Genomic DNA, 16458 nt, shown 5'->3' with positions numbered 1-16458 from the left:
TAAGTTGCATGAATGATCCATGCGACTCTTCCGGTCGACCACCCGCAAGAGGAATCCCCATGAGTACCGATTCGATCGCGCTGACCGACGCGCCTCCTTCGAGTGCCGTCGCGTTCCCGCGGTGGCGCGACATGCTCGAAAGCGTCTACGGCTTGCGCTGCGAGCACGCACCCGGGGATCGTTGGGGCTCGGCGATCGAGGTCTGCGAAGTGGGTGACGTGAAGGTCGCCCGCGTTTGCATGAGCCGGCAGACATTGGCGCCGCAGCGCCGCAAGGAAGTCAGCGAAGACAGCCTATTTCTGAAGCTCGTGATCGGCGGCCACGCGGTGTTCGAGCAAAACGGCGAACAGCGCGCCTTTCGCTCGGGCAATCTCGTGATCGTCGATCCCGCGCGCCCGTTCGTCGAATCGGTCGACGCAGACACGCAGCTCATCGTGCTGACTTGTCCGAAAGCCGCGCTGCGCGAGCGCGGCTACCGCAGCCAGCTCAATCATTGGATCGCGCCCGATACGGAATCGGCCGACGTACGGCTCGTGCAGGACATGGTGCGGCTCATCGCTTCCTATCACAACCGACTCGAGGCAAGCACGAAGGCACTGCTGAGCCGACAGATCCTCGACCTCATGGATGTCGTCATCCATCGCGGCACGTCCTCGGTACAGGGCCGCACCGCCGAAGCCGTCCTCTTTCGCATCAAGCGTTACATTGTCGAGCATCTCGGCGACGAAGGACTCGACGCGGCGAAGATCGCAAACGGCGTTGGCCTTTCCGTCAGTTACCTGAACCGCCTGTTTCGCGACGAGGGAACGTCGCTGATGCGACACCTCTGGAGCCAGCGCCTCGAACGCGCGCACGACATGCTCGGTACCGCGAGGCATGCGCGGCTGCGCGTCGACGAAGTGGCGTGGCGTTGCGGCTTTGCGAGCGCCGCGCATTTCAGCCGGCTCTTTCGCCAGCGCTATGGATTCAGTCCGCGCGAGTTTCGCGAAAGCAGCGTGGGACAAGAAACAGCCGTTCGCTGTGGCCAGTGACTGCAACGCACGTTATAGACAAGAAATAGAAGAAATCCGGACAACTGCGGCACGCCGAACTCCACGATGATCATCGCACCGGCGCCCATCCGCAAAACGGCGCCGCTCGAACAGCAACGTAGACACGACGCACAGTCCGGAGACGCGCATGACGCATGCAGCAAGCCACGAGCACTGGGCCGGGAAGGTATTTCTCGGCGAATGGGTGGAAGGCCGAGGCGGCCCCCACGCCGTCATCGAACCCGCAACCGGAGAGCAGATCGCGACGACCGGCATGGCCGCGCATGACGACGTGGGCGAGGCCGTGCACCGCGCCGTCGACGCCCAGCGAACCTGGTCAGTCCTGCCTTTCGACAAGCGTGCCGCCGTGTTCCATGAAGCAGCGAGGTTGCTCAAGGCGCGCGCGCAGCAATTCCTCGACTGGAACGTCAGGGAGTGCGGCTCGATCGCGCCGAAGGCGCAGTGGGAGCTCGATGCGACATACGAGCAGTTGCTGATGGCCGCCGCGTTGCCGATGCAGCCCGACGGCCTGCTCTTTCCGTCCGCGATGCCCGGACGCAGGAATGCGTGGCGCCGCATACCGGTCGGGGTCGTCGGCATCATCGCGCCATGGAATTTTCCGCTGCTGCTGGCCATGCGCTCCGTGGCGCCGGCGCTAGCGCTAGGTAACGCCGTCGTGCTCAAACCCGACCCGCAGAGCGCGATCACAGGCGGTGCCTTGATTGCCGAACTCTTTGCCGAGGCGGGCTTGCCGGCGGGCGTCCTGCAGATGTTGCCAGGCGGGCCGTCCGTGGGCGACGCCATCGTCCGGCATCCTGAGGTCAGCATGATCTCGTTCACGGGATCGACCGCGGTCGGTCGCCAGATCGGAGAGATATGCGGGAGGATGTTGAAGAAGGTCGAGCTCGAGCTGGGCGGCAACAACCCGCTGATCGTGCTCGCGGACGCGGACCTCGACAAGGCGGCAAGCTGTGCGGCATGGGGGTCGTTCCTGCACCAAGGGCAGATCTGCATGCAAACAGGACGTCATCTCGTCCATCGGAGCGTGGCGAGCCGTTACGCGCAGGCGCTCGCCGCGCGCGCAAATCGACTCGTCGTCGGCAACCCGGCCGAGGGGCCTGTCCATATCGGGCCGCTGATCAACGAGCGCCAGGCCGAACGCGTCGAGCGCATCGTGCGCGAGAGCGTCGAGGCCGGGGCACAGGTATTGGCGGGCGGACGGCGCCAGGGCCGTTTTTTCGAACCGACGGTGCTCGCCGGCGTCACGGCGCGGATGCCCGCTTTCCACGAGGAGATTTTCGGACCTGTCGCGCCCGTCATCGCATTCGATTCGGACGAAGAGGCGATCGAGCTCGTGCATGCGAGCGATTACGGGCTCGCTGCCGCCATCCACTCACGCTCGCGCTCCGCGGCCATGGCCATCGCGACGCGATTGCGTGCGGGCATGGTCCATATCAACGACCAAACCGTCAATAACGAATTCCAGGTCCCGTTCGGCGGCATGGGCGCGTCAGGCAACGGCGGTCGCTTCGGCGGACCAGCCAATGTTGAAGCGTTCACTCAGACGCAATGGATCAGCGAGGTCGATTCGCCGATCGAATATCCGTTCTGAGGCGCCCAAGGCAAGGCCCGGGGAATGGAAGCACCAAAATCAAAAGTGAGACAGGAGACGGAAAGTGGAGCGTGATGAAAGTTCGGAAATGTCCCGAGGTGAAATGCTGGCGCGCGCGGAAGAGGCGCTCTTTCGAGGCAAGATGAAGCGCCGCGATTTCATGCGCATCGCATTGGCAGCTGGCCTGTCGGCCGCGACCGCGCACGTTTATGCCGAAGAGGCAAAGCGCGCCGTGACCAATCAAGCGCACAACGCGCGCGCGCTCAAGGCGAGTTACGACTACGTCATCGTTGGAGCGGGGTCCGCCGGCTGTGTCGTCGCATCTCGATTGTCCGAGGACCCGTCGGTGACCGTGCTGCTGCTCGAAGAGGGAGGCTGGAACGAGCAAAAAAGCGTCGAAGATCCCGCGCTCTGGCCATCCAACATCGGCTCGCCGACCAGCTACGTCTATGACTATACCGACGCCGCACATTGCAATGGGCGCACGATTCCGTTGCCGATGGGCCGCGGCATCGGCGGCGGCAGCGCAATCAATGTGATGGTCTGGGCGCGCGGTCACAAAGCAAACTACGACGAGTGGGCCGAGATAACCGGCGATGCGCGGTGGAATTACGATTCGGTTCTCTCGATCTATCGCAAGATCGAGGATTGGCAGGGGCCAACATCGCGCTGGCGCGGCAAGGGCGGCAACGTGTATGTCGAAAAGCTGCCGAGCCCGAATCCGATCGCGCCTGCCATGATGGCGGCCGCGGCCAAGGCCGGCGTTCCCTCGACAAACGACATCAACGCCGAAGCGATGGAAGGCTCCGGGGCCTGTGGGATCGCTCAAGCCTTAATCAAGGATGGGCGCCGCCACACGGTCTTTGCCGCCTATTTGCGTCATGCGCTCGCGCGGCCAAACCTGACCGTGCTGACCGATGCGACAGTCGTGCGCGTCGATCTCGACGGCGACCGGGCAAGCGCCGTCCGCTTCATCCATGGAAATCGCGAGAAACACGAGAAGCGGATCGCCGCGCGCCAGGAGATCGTACTTTCGGCGGGCACGGTTGCCACGCCGAAGATATTGATGCTATCGGGCATCGGCGATGCCGAGGAACTACGCGGGTTAGGCATCAAGCCGATCGTCCATTCGCCGAACGTCGGCCGCAACTTGCGCGACCATATTCTGCTCGGTGGCTGCGTGTGGGAATACAAGGACGCGCTGCCGCCGCGAAACAATCTGGCCGAATGCACGTTGTTTTGGAAGAGCGACGCGAGGCTCAAAGTGCCGGACCTTCAGCCGTTCCAGATTGAAGTCCCGTTCGTGACGGACACGATCGCGAAGCAGCGCCAGATTCCCAAAGCCGCGTGGACGCTCGCGCCGGGCCTAGTACAGCCGAGGAGCACGGGGCGCGTGAAATTGATGTCGAGCGATTTCCGCGCCGCACCGAACGTTGATCCGAATTACCTCGCCGAGCCGGAAGACATGAAGGCGTTGATCCGTTGCGTCGAATTGTGTCGCGAGATCGGCAATTCGCAGGATATGTCCGAATTCGTCAAACGCGAAGTGGTGCCGGGCCCTCTCGACGCCGGCGCGATGGAAAATTTCGTGCGTAATGCGACAGGCACGTATTTCCATCTCGTCGGCAGTTGCGCGATGGGCAGCGATCCCGGCAGCGTCGTCGATGCGAAGTTGCGCGTGCGCGGCGTTCGCGGCTTGCGCGTAGCCGATGCATCGGTCATGCCGAATATCACGACCGGCAACACGATGGCGCCGAGCGTGATCATCGGCGAGCGGCTCGCGCAAATCGTCCGCGCATAGACGCTGCGGCGAAGCCTTCCTGACGCGCCCCGCTTCGCCGCACGGTCACTCCCCCGTAACGATCTCAGGTGCGCAGCCGACGCACCGGACATGCCACGGCTCATAGCCGGTCGGCAGGGGGGACTTCGGCATCAATCGACAAGAGGAGAAAAAGCAGATGGAGACGATCGAAAAAGGCGGTGGGCGTGTGCGCCACGCATTGATGGCAGCAGTATTGGCACTTGCGGCGTTTTGCGGCAAGCCGGCGATGGCGATCGACGTGGACGCCGGCGATTACACGGCACTGCCGGCCGGAACGAATCTCGGGCTGCTCTATTACCAGCACGTGGAACGGGACCGCATTTATGCCGGCGGCAACCGCGTTAGCGGCGGAAACCTCGATTCGGATGTCGGCATTGCCCGTTATGTCCATTACATGAAGCTGGGCAATTTCACGGTCGATCCGCAATTCCTGCTGCCGTTCGGCACGCTTCGCGGAACGAATAGCCTGAGCGCACTCGGCAACACGACCGGGGTGGGCGACCTGATTATCGCGGCGACCGTGTGGATGATGAACGATCCGGGCAGCAAGCGCTACCTTGGCGTCACGCCGTTCATCTATGTGCCAACGGGCAGCTACAACGACAGCCGTGCGTTGAATCTCGGGGAAAACCGCTGGAAATTCGCGCTGCAGGCCGGCTACATCACGCCGCTTGTGGACCGGTTTACGCTGGATCTGGTCGGCGACGTAACCGTTTTTGGCCACAACTCCGATTACACGGCCGCGCATGCGACGATGACGCAGGATCCGCTCGTGCAGATGCAAGCCTGGTTGCGCTACAACGTGACCGACAGCTTCGACGTGCGCGCTGGCTTGTCGTACTCGATGGGCGGGCTCATGCATGTCAACGGCGTATCGCAAGACAACCGGATCAATACCTCGAAATTCTCGGTCGGGTTCGCGTGGTTTCCGGCCAAAACTTGGCAGGTGCTGGGAACTTACGGCAACGACATCTCGGTGCATAACGGGCCGCTCGAGTCGACGCGTGTGAACCTTCGTGTCATGAAGATCTTCTGACTGGCTCGGTGCACGACCGAGCCCCGGCTGGATGCTCTATCTTCCGACGGCAATCGCAAGCGAGGCGTTACCCGAGGCGGCGGAACTGTTGCCGGTCACGGAAAACGGCAGGCAAACGGGCACCATCATTGTCAGCATCTCCGATGAGGTCTTCTCCGCCGACAATCCCTATCACGTGAAAATTGCAAATGCGATCGAAATTCGTTTGGCCGGTCAAGACCTTCTACCTCGGTAGCAAGGGGCATCAAGAGTGTGTGCATCGGGTTACCAGTGCTTGCTTGCACATGCCTCCTAGAAATTGCGCGCCAGCCCCACCATGAACATATCCTGGTCCTTATCATTGCCCGTCGCGACGCGATTGAACCGCAGACTCGCAGCCCAATTGTTCGTAACTTGGTAGCTCACCTGCGCGCTCAACAGTGCATTGAGCCTCGTTGTGCCCGAGGGGTCGTTCCGGTCGCGTGAAACATAGGGTCCCACGCCTGCCGATAAAACCCATTTGTTCAGGACGGGCGCGACATACCAGAATTGCGCCGCCAAGCCTCTCCTACCGGCGACGCCGTTATTGCCTTCATAGACAAAGCTTGCCGAATACGCCCACGCGTTACCCAGGGGCCGCTTGAACTCCAGCATGTAGCCTTTTTCCATCGGCACTTGAGGACGGTTCGTCTGCGAAGTTCCCGCCCATACGCTCACTTGCGTCTTGCCGTCGGAGAGCGCCGGGGCAGGATTGCCGCGAAGATCCGAGCCGATGCCGAAAAGCACCGCGTCCGAATTGAACCCGTTGATCATCTGAACATGGTTGTATTGGAGCTTGAAGAACAAGCCGTTGGGGACGACGTAAAAGCGCATTGCCGCCGACGCACGCAGGCCCCACCGCTTCTCGTTGCGCGTCTCGTTGTCCACGTGTGTCGTATCCATGCTGAAATACGGCCCCGCCGATAGTTCGAACGCCACACGGTCATTGATCGGCAAGCGAAAGGAGCCTAGCGCAGCAAAGCCGTCACGATGGTGATCGTTCGGATGTCCCTCGTTCAGATAAGCGACGTAGACCGAAAGGTAGTCGTTTATGACATCGCCGAAGCCGACTTCATAAGCGCGCCATCGCATGTCGCCGCCCTCGGTCGCTCGACCGTTGCCGAACACGGCATAAGCATCGATCGTCCGCTGTGACGATTGGAGCGCGGCCGACGGGTTCGGCGTGTCGCTCTGCGCGTGGGCAAGGTCTACGGTGGCAAACGTTGCACAACCGGCGATCGTGCTCGCCACCATAGTGCGCGAATAAATGCGTTGCCACTTTCTCATTCGAATTCCTCCCGGCATGGGTAGCATCGATTCTCTCGAAGAAAATGTGCTGCACGCCAGTCACTCTATGCAGCGCTCGCCCCCGCGTCAACGGCGCATCGGCACTCGCGGCGAAACGCGCCCGGGCTCGTGCCCGTCCATTTGCGGAACGCGCGATGAAACGCACTGGGCTCGCTAAACCCGAGCTCGACAGCGATTTCCGCAACGCTCAGCGTATGGGCGCGCAGCAGCGACTGGGCCAGCGCGCCACGCAGTTCGTCCTTGATCGACGCGAAGCTCTGCCCTTCGCTGCGCAGGCGCCGCCGTAGCGTCGCAGGCGTCGTGCGCAGGCGCACGGCGAGCGTATCGAAGTCCGGCCATTCCGCGGCCGGCAACGCCTTCAAGTGTGCACGCGTCTTCGCCACCCAGCCGGTGTCGTGCCGGTAGCGCACGAGCAGGTTGCCAGGCGCGCCGCGCAGGAAGGTCTTCAGCGCCTGCTCGGAGCGGATCGTCGGCAGCGCGAGGTAGGCGGCGTTGAATGCGAGCCGGCTGTCGGGCCGATCGAAATGCACGGGCACGCCGAAGAACTGCTGATAATCGCTGCGCTGCTCGGGGCTCGAGCACGCGAAGTCGATGCGCTGCAGCGGAATGCGCCGACCGATCAGCCAGCAGGCGACGCCGAGCACGATCAGCCAGAACGTCCGGTAAGCAAACGCGGAATATGGCGCACCCGACTGCGTCAGGACGATCTGCGCCTGGCCATCGGCGACTACCAGTTCGCCGTGCGGTTCGTCGAGCACCACGCGCAGAAACTTCAGCGCGCGCCGCAGCGCCTTATCCAGCGTGCCCGCGTGCAACACCGCATGGCACAGCAGCGTGAAGCTGCCGCGCCGCATCGGGCGCGCCGCAAGTCCGAAGAATTCGTCGTCGATCGCGCTGGCGATCGCGAGCCACAGCCGCCCATACTGTTGCGGCGTGACGGGCTCGCGCACGACGGCCGGCAGGCCGGCGCCGCGCAGCACGGGCCCAGTCGGGATCCGCTGCCGGCGCAGGCACTCGAGCGCATCCTCGACAAAATCCGGCGAGATCATCTGCGGCCCAATTTTCATTCTTCCCCCGGACATGGCAAAACCGATCACGATTCTAGTTTCTGTTTGTCATTGATTGCAATGTACCGGATGTCTACCATCGTCTACATGCCCCCGGTTCGCCGGCGGTCATAACGAACAGGAGACACGCATGCGTGATGGAGCAACCGCCCGGGTGGCGCCGGCCTACGCCGACGCCGTGGCCGGCTTCCGTATCGAGACGGCCGCAGCCTATCTGCACGGCGACCTGGAGCATGCCCTGAACGCCTGCGTCGAATGCTGCGACCGGCATGCGGCAGCGGACGCGAATGCCGTCGCGCTCGACTGCATCAACGCCGACGGCCAGCACCGCAGCTTCACGTTCGCGCAAATGCAGGCCATGTCGGCGCGTGTCGCGAACCTGCTCGTCGTTCACGGCGTGAAGCCAGGCGAGGTGGTAGCCGGCCTGTTGCCGCGCACGCCCGAACTGGTCGCGACGATCCTCGGCACATGGCGCGCGGGGGCCGTGTACCAGCCGCTCTTCACCGCGTTCGGACCAAAAGCGATCGAGCACCGGCTGCACATGAGCAATGCGCGACTGGTCGTCACGAACATCGCGAATCGCGCGAAGCTCGACGAGGTCGCCGATTGTCCGCGGGTCGCGACGGTGAGGGAATCCGGCGACGTGCCGCCGGCCGACGACATCGACTTCCGCGCGGCGCTCGACGTGCAGTCCGACGTGTTCGAACCGGTGGCGCGCAAGGGCACCGACCTGTTCATGATGATGTCGACGTCAGGCACGACGGGTTTGCCGAAGGGCGTACCGGTGCCGCTGCGGGCGTTGCTTGCGTTCGGCGCGTACATGCGCGACGCGGTCGACCTGCGCGACAGCGACCGGTTCTGGAACATCGCCGATCCGGGCTGGGCATATGGTCTCTATTACGCGATCACGGGCCCGCTGCTGCTCGGCCACGCGACGACGCTGTACGAGGGCGGCTTCACGGTCGACAGCACCTACGACGTCATCGAGCGGCTCGGCATCACGAGCCTCGCCGGTTCGCCTACCGCGTACCGCATGCTGATGGCGGCCGGCGCAGAAGCCGCGGCGCGCATCAAGGGCAAACTGCGTGTCGTCAGCAGCGCGGGCGAGCCGTTGAATCCCGAGGTCGTGCGCTGGTTCGACGCGACGCTCGGCGTGCCGATCTACGACCACTACGGCCAGACCGAACTCGGGATGGTCGTGAACAATCATCACGGGCTCACGCACGTCGTGCACCCCGGCTCGGCGGGTTTGGCGATGCCCGGCTATCGCGTCGCTGTGCTCGACGATGCCGGCCGCGAGCTCGGCCCCGGCGAGCCAGGCGCTCTCGCGATCGACATCGCGCACTCGCCGCTACTCTGGTTCCACGGCTACTGGCAGCAGCACACGCCGGCGATCGCGGGCGGTTACTACCGGACCGGCGACAACGTCGAACTCGAACCGGACGGCACTGTGAGCTTCATCGGCCGCGCTGACGACGTAATCACGTCGTCCGGCTACAGGATCGGCCCGTTCGACGTGGAAAGCGCGCTGATCGAGCACGCGGCCGTCAGCGAGGCCGCCGTGATCGGTGTGCCCGACCCGGAGCGCACGGAGATCGTCAAGGCGTTCGTCGTGCTGTCGACAGGCTTCGAAGGCACGCCGGCGCTCGCCGACGAACTGAGCCAGCACGTCAAGCGGCGGCTGTCGGCACATGCGTATCCGCGCGCAATCGACTTCGTCGACGCGCTACCGAAAACCCCGAGCGGCAAGATCCAGCGTTTCGTGCTGCGCAAGATGGAAGCTGAGAAGGCCGCTCAATCCTGACGATCGAATACTGAATACGGACTGCGAATGAATATCAAGGATCGCGTTTTTCTGATTACGGGCGCCGGTTCCGGCCTCGGCGCCGCAGTGGCCCGCATGGTGGCCGGCGAAGGTGGCAAGGCGGTACTGCTGGACGTTAATGAAGACGCTGGTGCGGGCCATGCGCATGAACTCGGCGCGGCCGCACGCTTCGTGAAGACCGATGTGACGAGCGAAGCCGATGGACAAGCTGCGGTCGCCGCCGCACGCGACGCGTTCGGCCGCATCGACGCGCTTGTCAACTGCGCGGGCGTTGCGCCCGGCGAGAAGGTCGTCGGCCGCGAAGGGCCGCATTCGCTCGACCGTTTCGCGCGCGCGGTATCGATCAATCTGATCGGTACGTTCAACATGATTCGGCTGGCCGCCGACGCGATGTCGAAGCAAGACGCCAATGCAGAAGGCGAGCGTGGCGTGATCGTCAACACCGCGTCGGTCGCTGCATTCGACGGTCAGATCGGGCAGGCGGCATATGCGGCATCGAAGAGCGGCGTAGTCGGGATGACGCTGCCGATCGCGCGCGAGCTTGCGCGCTTCGGCATTCGCGTGGTGACGATCGCACCGGGCATCTTCGCGACGCCGATGATGGCAGGCATGCCGAAGGACGTGCAGGACGCGCTCGGCAAGAGCGTGCCGTTTCCGCCTCGGCTCGGCCGCCCGGACGAATTCGCGGCGCTGGTGCGCCACATCGTCGGCAATACGATGCTGAACGGTGAAGTCATCCGCCTTGATGGCGCGCTGCGCATGGCACCACGCTGACACTCGAACTGGAGAAATGAATCATGACGACACAGGATCCGATCGTAATCGTCGGTGCGGCGCGCACGCCGATGGGCGGGTTTCAGGGCGACCTAGCGGCGGCCAGCGCCAGCGAACTCGGCGCGGTGGCGATTCGCGCGGCGCTGGAACGCGCATGCGTACCGGCCGAGCGCATCGATGAAATCGTGTTCGGCTGCGTGCTGCCAGCCGGCCAGGGCCAGGCGCCGGCACGGCAGGCCGCGCTGAAGGCCGGGTTGCCGCTCGCGGCGGGTGCGACCACGGTCAACAAGATGTGCGGCTCCGGGATGAAGGCTGCCATGTTCGCGCACGACCTGCTGCTAGCGGGATCGGCGGGCGTGGCCGTCGCGGGCGGGATGGAAAGCATGACGAATGCGCCGTATCTGCTGCCGAAAGCGCGCGCGGGAATGAGGATGGGCCACGGGCAGGTGCTCGACCACATGTTCCTCGACGGGCTCGAAGACGCGTATGAAAGGGGCCGCCTGATGGGCACCTTCGCCGAGGATTGCGCGCAGGCGTACCAGTTCACGCGTGAAGCGCAGGATGCGTTTGCGATCGCGTCGCTGACGCGCGCGCAACGCGCGATCGCCGAAGCGCATTTCGTGTCCGAGATCGCACCGGTGACCGTGAAGGCCGGCAAGTCCGAAGCAGTCGTTTCGATAGACGAGCAGCCTGGCAAGGCGAAGCTCGACAAGATTCCGACGCTCAGGCCGGCGTTCCGCGAAGGCGGCACGGTGACGGCCGCGAACGCGTCGTCGATCTCCGACGGTGCGGCCGCGCTGGTGATGATGCGCCGCTCGGAAGCAGAACGGCTGGGCCTTGCGCCGAAGGCTGTGATCGTCGGGCATTCGACTTACGCGGACAAGCCAGGCCTGTTCGCCACCGCACCGATCGGCGCACTGCGCAAGCTGTCGGAAAAAACCGGCTGGAACCTGCGCGACGTCGACCTGTTCGAGATCAACGAAGCGTTCGCGGTGGTCGCGATGGCCGCGATGCGCGATCTCGATCTGCCGCACGACAAGGTGAACGTGCATGGCGGCGCGTGCGCGCTCGGGCATCCCATCGGCGCATCGGGCGCGCGCGTAATGGTGACGCTGCTGGCCGCCCTCGAAACGTACGGCCTGAAGCGCGGCGTCGCATCGCTGTGCATCGGCGGCGGCGAGGCGACGGCGATCGCGCTCGAGCGCATCGCGTAACAGGTGCATCGGGCGAGCGCGTCACGCGACCGGTGATCGTCATCTGCCGGCCCGGTGGCAGATCGTTCTTGCGACATTGCGCGCGCTTCATTCAATCGGACAGATTGATCGCTCCGTATCGACTTCACCGAGAACGACGTGGGTGCCGCACGCAGCGATCGAACAGCACCTATTCCAACTCGAGCGCCCGTACAACGAGCGCGTCGACCGTCCCGTCATGGACGAATCCGGCTTCCATCGCGTGACGGTCGTCAAACGGCGGCTGCCGTCCGAAGAGCCGCTCGATCCGATCGACGGGAGCATAGTCGATCTCGAACGCACCAAAGCGCCGCACCAGCGCATCGACAATCGCTTGGACGGAAAGATGCAACACCGGCGGCATCCAAACCCGGCCCGCAGGCGAGCCTTCCGAAGCCAAGCGTGCGGCTCGCAGCAGGTTATCGACGCAACATACACGCGACATCCACCACACCATTGCCGATGGCGAGACCGGGCACGTATAGGCTTCGCCTCGCTGTGCCGCGCGAAAGATCTGGCTCATGAAGGCGGAGCCATGGCCCGCGGAGCGTTCGGGACGCGCCACGATTCCCGGCAGGCGCAACGCGCGGCCATCCAGCTTCCCGCGCCGCGTCCAGTCAGCTAGCACGAGTTCACCGATCAGCTTGTGCGTGCCATAGCTGGTTGTCGGCCGCGCCGCGGTGTGCTCGTCCATCGCCGCTGGCAGCGCGTCGCCGTACACTGCAACGCTGCTGGCATAAACCACGCGTGCCACCCGCCCATGCTCCGTCGCCTGTTTGGCAAGGCGCTCGAACAGCGCGAGCATGCCCCACAAGTTCACGCGATCGCCTTCGGCGGGTTCGGCTTCCGCCTGCGCGCCGGGCATGCTGGCCAAATGGAAGACGACGTCGACCGGTTTCGACAGTAACGGATCGAGGGTCTCCGGGCGACTGAAATCGCCGGCCAGCTCAGTGATTCGTGCGTCGCTGTACGGCCCACCGGATTGCCGGTCGATCAGCACTAGCTCCGAGACGTCGCCGGCAGTGGCGAGACCATCGCGTAGCAATCGCTCGACGAGCGCGGTCCCGACGAATCCACCCGCCCCGGTCACGAGCACTCTCACGACTTCGACTCCTCGTTGCCCGCACTCGACGCGCATACGACCCGCTGATCGATCGTCCCGAACGGCGCGCGCCCCGACTCGTCGCGGGCCGTCATTCTCACCCGTTCGCCGAAGCGCATGAAACGCGTGTGCACGTTGCCTTCGTCGATCATCTCGATCACGCGACGCTCCGCAATGCACGCCGAGCCCGCGTCGCGGCTGACGTTCGATACTGTGCCGGACCCCATGATCGTCCCCGCCGACAGCCTGCGCGTGCGCGCCGCATGTGCGATGAGTTCGTCGAAGCCGAAATTCATTTCGCGGCCATGCGGATGCCCGAACCACCGATCGTTCCATTGCACATGCAGTGTCAGATGGACACGACCGTCACGCCAGTGCGCACCGAGTTCGTCGGGCGTGACGGCAACGGCGGCGAAACTCGTGGACGGTTTGGCCTGCAGGAATCCAAAGCCGGTCTTCATCTCGCGCGGCCCGTAAGCCCGCAGGCTCCAGTCGTTGAGCTGGACGATCAGGCGCACGTGCTCGAGCGCATCGGTAGCCGATACGCCCATCGGCACGCGCCCCACCACGACCCCGAATTCACCTTCGAAATCGATGCCGTCGGCCTCGTCGGGCAGCGGTACATCGCTCATCGGGCCGAGGAAATCGTCGCTCGCGCCTTGATACATGACCGGCACGGTGTCGAATTCGGGAATCGGCGGTGTATTGAACGCCTGTTCCATCAGGCGGCCGTGATTGAGAAACGCCGAGGCGTCGCACCACTGCGGGCTGCGCGGCAAGGGGGCGGCGCATGCCGAAGGGTCGAACGGATGCGCCTGCGGGACGCAACCGGCGTTCAGCGCTTCATAGCGGGCTTGCAGGTCGGGAACGACTTCCTCCCAGCGCTCGAGCGCATCGAGCAAGCTGCGTGCGATCGGCGAAGCCTCGACGGCATGGCGAAGGTCGCGCGACACAAGCAGTAAGCGGCCATCGGTGCCGCCATCGGGCACAGTGGCGAATTTCATCGTGCGCTCCCTTCCGCAGACGCGGCGAGCGCGGCGGCAATCGCCGGATCGTATGTCCCGTCGATCAGCACGAACAGCATCCGGCATGGACGTCCGGAGCGATTCGCCCAGGCATGGTTGGTCCCCCGCTGAACGACAACGCTGCCAGGTGCCAATGCAATCTCGGCATCGTCGAGAATCAACGTCATCTCGCCTTCAATCACCACGCCGTAGTCGATCGACTCCGTGCGATGCATCAGAGGATGCGGCGAATTGGCCTTCACCGTCGACGCATCGGCGTCACCCACTTCGCTGAACGCCGCGTGCATTTTCGTCGCACCATGTGCGAGGAATTCCGCGGTATCGGGCGGAATGTCGACGAAGCGCATCCGCGTGCCTTGCTTAGGCGGCGACAACGTCAGCGGGCCCGTCGTGGGATCGGGCGCGTTGTTCACGGCAGCCGGCGTCTCCGACGTACTCCACACTTCGTGGAACACCGTGCCTGGAATGGCGGCGATCTCCACCACGGTGGGAAGCGGGCCATCGGATGCGACGATTGCGCGCCCGTTCGCGTCATGGCCGGTCACGACACGACGTATCGAAGCAAACCTCATGCTGCTACCTCTCCGTTGGTATGGGCACCATCGAGGATCGCAACGGCGCGCGTCCATCCGGCCGATGCGCCTCGAATCTTGTGCGGAAAACAACTGATCATGAAGCCCGTCGGCGGCAACGCTTCGAGGTTGTGCAGTTTCTCCAGATGGCAATAGCCGATGTCTCGCCCCGCCTTGTGCCCCTCCCAGATCAGCGACGTATCGCCCGTTTCCGCAATTTTCTTCGCCGTGTACGAGAACGGCGCATCCCAACTCCATGCGTCGGTGCCGGTTAGCCGCACGCCGCGCTCCAGCAGATACATGGTTGCCTCGTAGCCCATGCCGCAACCCGCATTGACGTAATCGCTATGCCCGTAGCGGGAACCCGCCCGCGTGTTCACTATGACGATGTCGAGCGGCTGAAGCGCACAGCCGATGCGCGCGAGTTCCGCCTCCACGTCGGCAGCCGTGACGACGTAGCCATCGGGCAGGTGACGAAAATCGAGCTTGACGCCGGGCTGGAAGCACCACTCCAGCGGCACCTGATCGATCGTGATCGAAGGCTTCGCCTCGCCCAGGCTTGCATCCATCGTCGAATGGAAATGCCAGGGCGCGTCGAGATGCGTGCCGCTGTGAGTGGTCAGCGTGACCCATTCCGCGGCGGCCGCCTCGCCATCGGGATAGTCCTCCGGCTTCGTGCCCGGCAACATCGCCATGAATTCCGGCAATGTGTCGCCATGCTTCTGGTAGGTGATCTTCGGCGCGAGCGGCGGCGGATCCGATAGCACATCGTTCTCGAGATAGATCGAAAGATCGACGAATCGGCGAATGGATTTCAAGCTTGGACTCCTGACAAAGAGGGCGCGCGTTCGAGGCGCGAGAAGCAAAGCACGGCTGCGGCGGTGATCAGCGCCGCCGCGATCCCCAAGCTGCCGTAGCCTGCCTGCTTGACGAGCGTGCCGCCGAGCACGGGGCCGATCGCGGCGCCCGTCATCAGCATCGCCGGCGTCGCTGCAACGGCGCGGCCGGTTCGGTCGACGCGGGCCAAGATGCCGAACGCGAAGGTATGGGTGAAGATCATGACCGCGGCGAAAACAGAGGTGGCCGCCGCATACGGGCCGAACGCCACGCTTTGCGTGATAACCAGCGCGAGCACGGCTTGAACGACGGGCCCCGCCTGCACGACCCGGCGGCCCGGAACCCGCGTTTCGAGCAGTCCTGCAACAGGTGCTGGAAAGAGGTTGACCAAGCCGAGCGCAATCAGCGTCGCGGTCACCGCGTTCAAGCCGAAGCCGCGGTCGAGGCCGATGCGCTGGATGAAGCTGAACAGCATCGCCTGGGTCAAGCCCATGCAACCGACGCCGGCCATGCCGAACCAGATGGCGCGCTCGAAACGCGGTTCGTCGGCCGTCGCCTTGCCGCGCCGCGTTCGAAGCGACGGAAACGCGAGCGCGCATGCAATCGTCGCAACGCCCATCAGGCCTGCAAAAACGCGAAACAGCGTGGAGCCGCCATGCGCCGCAATCAGCCCAGGCGTTGCCCCGAGAAATGCGATAGCGAAAATGCCCAACGCGAGGCCCGCGATGGCGAACAGACGATGCGGATTGCGGCTGCGTCCGATCGTGCCATGCGTGAAGCTCAAAGCGCATCCGGCGGCGAGGCCCGCGACGGCGTGCAGCGCGGCCATCGCGGCATATCCGCCGAACGATACGGTGCCGAGGAACGCGAGCGTCGCGACGCCGAAGCCGATGGTAACCATCGCGCGCGCCGGCAGGCGATTGACGCGCGGGAAGAAGAACAGACTGCTCAGCACGGCGCCAGCCAGGAACAGCGTCACGAGCAAGCCTGCTTGTTGCGGATCGAGCCGATACGAGCCTATCAGCGTGCCGACCCAGACCGGCAAGGCGACGAGGTCGACCATACCGGCACAATGCGCGATCATCACCGCGGCGGTGCCAAGCGCGCCGAGTTGCGCGGCGGCATCCGATCCGGCTGCCACGTTGCCATGCGCCGGGGTCGCCGGCGAGAGATTCGTTTCCATCGTGCCTCCGTTCG

14 protein-coding genes and 1 pseudogene are annotated in these 16458 nt (G+C 64.3%); 8 read left to right on the top strand and 7 right to left on the bottom strand.

Annotated features, from left to right (window positions below):
• The first annotated feature begins 59 nt into the window (after positions 1 to 59).
• The 5 genes and pseudogenes from MMB74_RS11015 to MMB74_RS10995 all read left to right on the top strand — a co-directional run.
• Positions 60 to 1031 carry a helix-turn-helix domain-containing protein gene (locus MMB74_RS11015; RefSeq protein ID WP_277428673.1) on the top strand — a complete coding sequence of 324 codons (972 nt, stop codon included), beginning with the start codon at positions 60 to 62 and terminating at the stop codon, positions 1029 to 1031.
• Positions 1032 to 1179: 148 nt separating this feature from the next.
• Positions 1180 to 2643, top strand: coding sequence for a benzaldehyde dehydrogenase (locus tag MMB74_RS11010; protein WP_277428672.1), 1464 nt, complete (start codon positions 1180 to 1182; stop codon positions 2641 to 2643).
• An 88-nt stretch (positions 2644 to 2731) separates the two neighbouring features.
• Positions 2732 to 4444, top strand: a complete 1713-nt coding sequence (locus MMB74_RS11005; RefSeq protein ID WP_277428671.1) for an FAD-dependent oxidoreductase — start codon at positions 2732 to 2734, stop codon at positions 4442 to 4444.
• Positions 4445 to 4601: 157 nt separating this feature from the next.
• On the top strand, positions 4602 to 5501 hold the full coding sequence (locus tag MMB74_RS11000; protein ID WP_277428670.1) for a transporter: 900 nt from the start codon (positions 4602 to 4604) through the stop codon (positions 5499 to 5501).
• Positions 5502 to 5514: 13 nt separating this feature from the next.
• A pseudogene (locus MMB74_RS10995) lies at positions 5515 to 5736 on the top strand (hypothetical protein); the annotation flags it as partial.
• A 56-nt stretch (positions 5737 to 5792) separates the two neighbouring features.
• Here MMB74_RS10995 and MMB74_RS10990 read toward each other — a convergent pair.
• A complete protein-coding gene (locus MMB74_RS10990) occupies positions 5793 to 6806 on the bottom strand; it encodes a hypothetical protein (protein WP_277428669.1) in 1014 nt (337 codons plus the stop codon).
• Between the two features lie 65 nt (positions 6807 to 6871).
• Positions 6872 to 7888 carry an AraC family transcriptional regulator gene (locus MMB74_RS10985; protein WP_277428973.1) on the bottom strand — a complete coding sequence of 339 codons (1017 nt, stop codon included), beginning with the start codon at positions 7886 to 7888 and terminating at the stop codon, positions 6872 to 6874.
• 136 nt (positions 7889 to 8024) lie between these two features.
• Here MMB74_RS10985 and MMB74_RS10980 point away from each other — a divergent pair, with 136 nt between their 5' ends.
• The 3 genes from MMB74_RS10980 to MMB74_RS10970 are packed head-to-tail and all read left to right on the top strand — an operon-like array spanning position 8025 to position 11707.
• Positions 8025 to 9698: an acyl-CoA synthetase gene (locus MMB74_RS10980; RefSeq protein ID WP_277428668.1), complete on the top strand. Its 1674-nt coding sequence runs from the start codon at positions 8025 to 8027 to the stop codon at positions 9696 to 9698.
• Positions 9699 to 9725: 27 nt separating this feature from the next.
• Entirely contained in the window at positions 9726 to 10493 is a 768-nt protein-coding gene (locus MMB74_RS10975) for a 3-hydroxyacyl-CoA dehydrogenase (RefSeq protein ID WP_277428667.1), read from the top strand.
• 23 nt (positions 10494 to 10516) lie between these two features.
• Positions 10517 to 11707, top strand: coding sequence for an acetyl-CoA C-acyltransferase (locus MMB74_RS10970; protein ID WP_277428666.1), 1191 nt, complete (start codon positions 10517 to 10519; stop codon positions 11705 to 11707).
• A gap of 169 nt (positions 11708 to 11876) precedes the next feature.
• On the opposite strand, the gene MMB74_RS10965 is transcribed toward MMB74_RS10970, so the two are convergent.
• From MMB74_RS10965 to MMB74_RS10945, 5 genes are read right to left on the bottom strand one after another with little or no spacing between them, the layout of a single operon-like run.
• Positions 11877 to 12827, bottom strand: a complete 951-nt coding sequence (locus MMB74_RS10965) for an NAD-dependent epimerase/dehydratase family protein (protein WP_277428665.1) — start codon at positions 12825 to 12827, stop codon at positions 11877 to 11879.
• Positions 12824 to 13831, bottom strand: coding sequence for a fumarylacetoacetate hydrolase family protein (locus MMB74_RS10960; RefSeq protein WP_277428664.1), 1008 nt, complete (start codon positions 13829 to 13831; stop codon positions 12824 to 12826). Before MMB74_RS10960 ends, MMB74_RS10965 begins: the two co-directional genes overlap by 4 nt.
• On the bottom strand, positions 13828 to 14424 hold the full coding sequence (locus MMB74_RS10955) for a cupin domain-containing protein (RefSeq protein ID WP_277428663.1): 597 nt from the start codon (positions 14422 to 14424) through the stop codon (positions 13828 to 13830). Before MMB74_RS10955 ends, MMB74_RS10960 begins: the two co-directional genes overlap by 4 nt.
• A complete protein-coding gene (locus MMB74_RS10950; RefSeq protein WP_277428662.1) occupies positions 14421 to 15242 on the bottom strand; it encodes a cyclase family protein in 822 nt (273 codons plus the stop codon). Before MMB74_RS10950 ends, MMB74_RS10955 begins: the two co-directional genes overlap by 4 nt.
• The gene (locus MMB74_RS10945; RefSeq protein WP_277428661.1) at positions 15239 to 16444 is read right to left on the bottom strand and encodes an MFS transporter; all 1206 of its coding nucleotides are present in this window, start codon (positions 16442 to 16444) and stop codon (positions 15239 to 15241) included. Before MMB74_RS10945 ends, MMB74_RS10950 begins: the two co-directional genes overlap by 4 nt.
• Positions 16445 to 16458: the final 14 nt, after the last annotated feature.

The organism is Trinickia sp. Y13 (assembly GCF_029522115.1).
Lineage (GTDB): Bacteria > Pseudomonadota > Gammaproteobacteria > Burkholderiales > Burkholderiaceae > Trinickia.
Note: the sequence above shows the minus strand (reverse complement) of the source record. Positions and strands in the feature narration are given on the sequence as shown.

Bases quoted from the DNA above. Each gene is read 5' to 3' on its own strand.
- MMB74_RS11015 (WP_277428673.1), top strand. From the start codon at position 60: ATGAGTACCGATTCGATCGCGCTGACCGACGCGCCTCCTTCGAGTGCC.
- MMB74_RS11010 (WP_277428672.1), top strand. From the start codon at position 1,180: ATGACGCATGCAGCAAGCCACGAGCACTGGGCCGGGAAGGTATTTCTC.
- MMB74_RS11005 (WP_277428671.1), top strand. From the start codon at position 2,732: ATGTCCCGAGGTGAAATGCTGGCGCGCGCGGAAGAGGCGCTCTTTCGA.
- MMB74_RS11000 (WP_277428670.1), top strand. From the start codon at position 4,602: ATGGAGACGATCGAAAAAGGCGGTGGGCGTGTGCGCCACGCATTGATG.
- MMB74_RS10990 (WP_277428669.1), bottom strand. From the start codon at position 6,806: ATGAGAAAGTGGCAACGCATTTATTCGCGCACTATGGTGGCGAGCACG.
- MMB74_RS10980 (WP_277428668.1), top strand. From the start codon at position 8,025: ATGCGTGATGGAGCAACCGCCCGGGTGGCGCCGGCCTACGCCGACGCC.
- MMB74_RS10975 (WP_277428667.1), top strand. From the start codon at position 9,726: ATGAATATCAAGGATCGCGTTTTTCTGATTACGGGCGCCGGTTCCGGC.
- MMB74_RS10970 (WP_277428666.1), top strand. From the start codon at position 10,517: ATGACGACACAGGATCCGATCGTAATCGTCGGTGCGGCGCGCACGCCG.
- MMB74_RS10960 (WP_277428664.1), bottom strand. From the start codon at position 13,831: ATGAAATTCGCCACTGTGCCCGATGGCGGCACCGATGGCCGCTTACTG.
- MMB74_RS10955 (WP_277428663.1), bottom strand. From the start codon at position 14,424: ATGAGGTTTGCTTCGATACGTCGTGTCGTGACCGGCCATGACGCGAAC.
- MMB74_RS10945 (WP_277428661.1), bottom strand. From the start codon at position 16,444: ATGGAAACGAATCTCTCGCCGGCGACCCCGGCGCATGGCAACGTGGCA.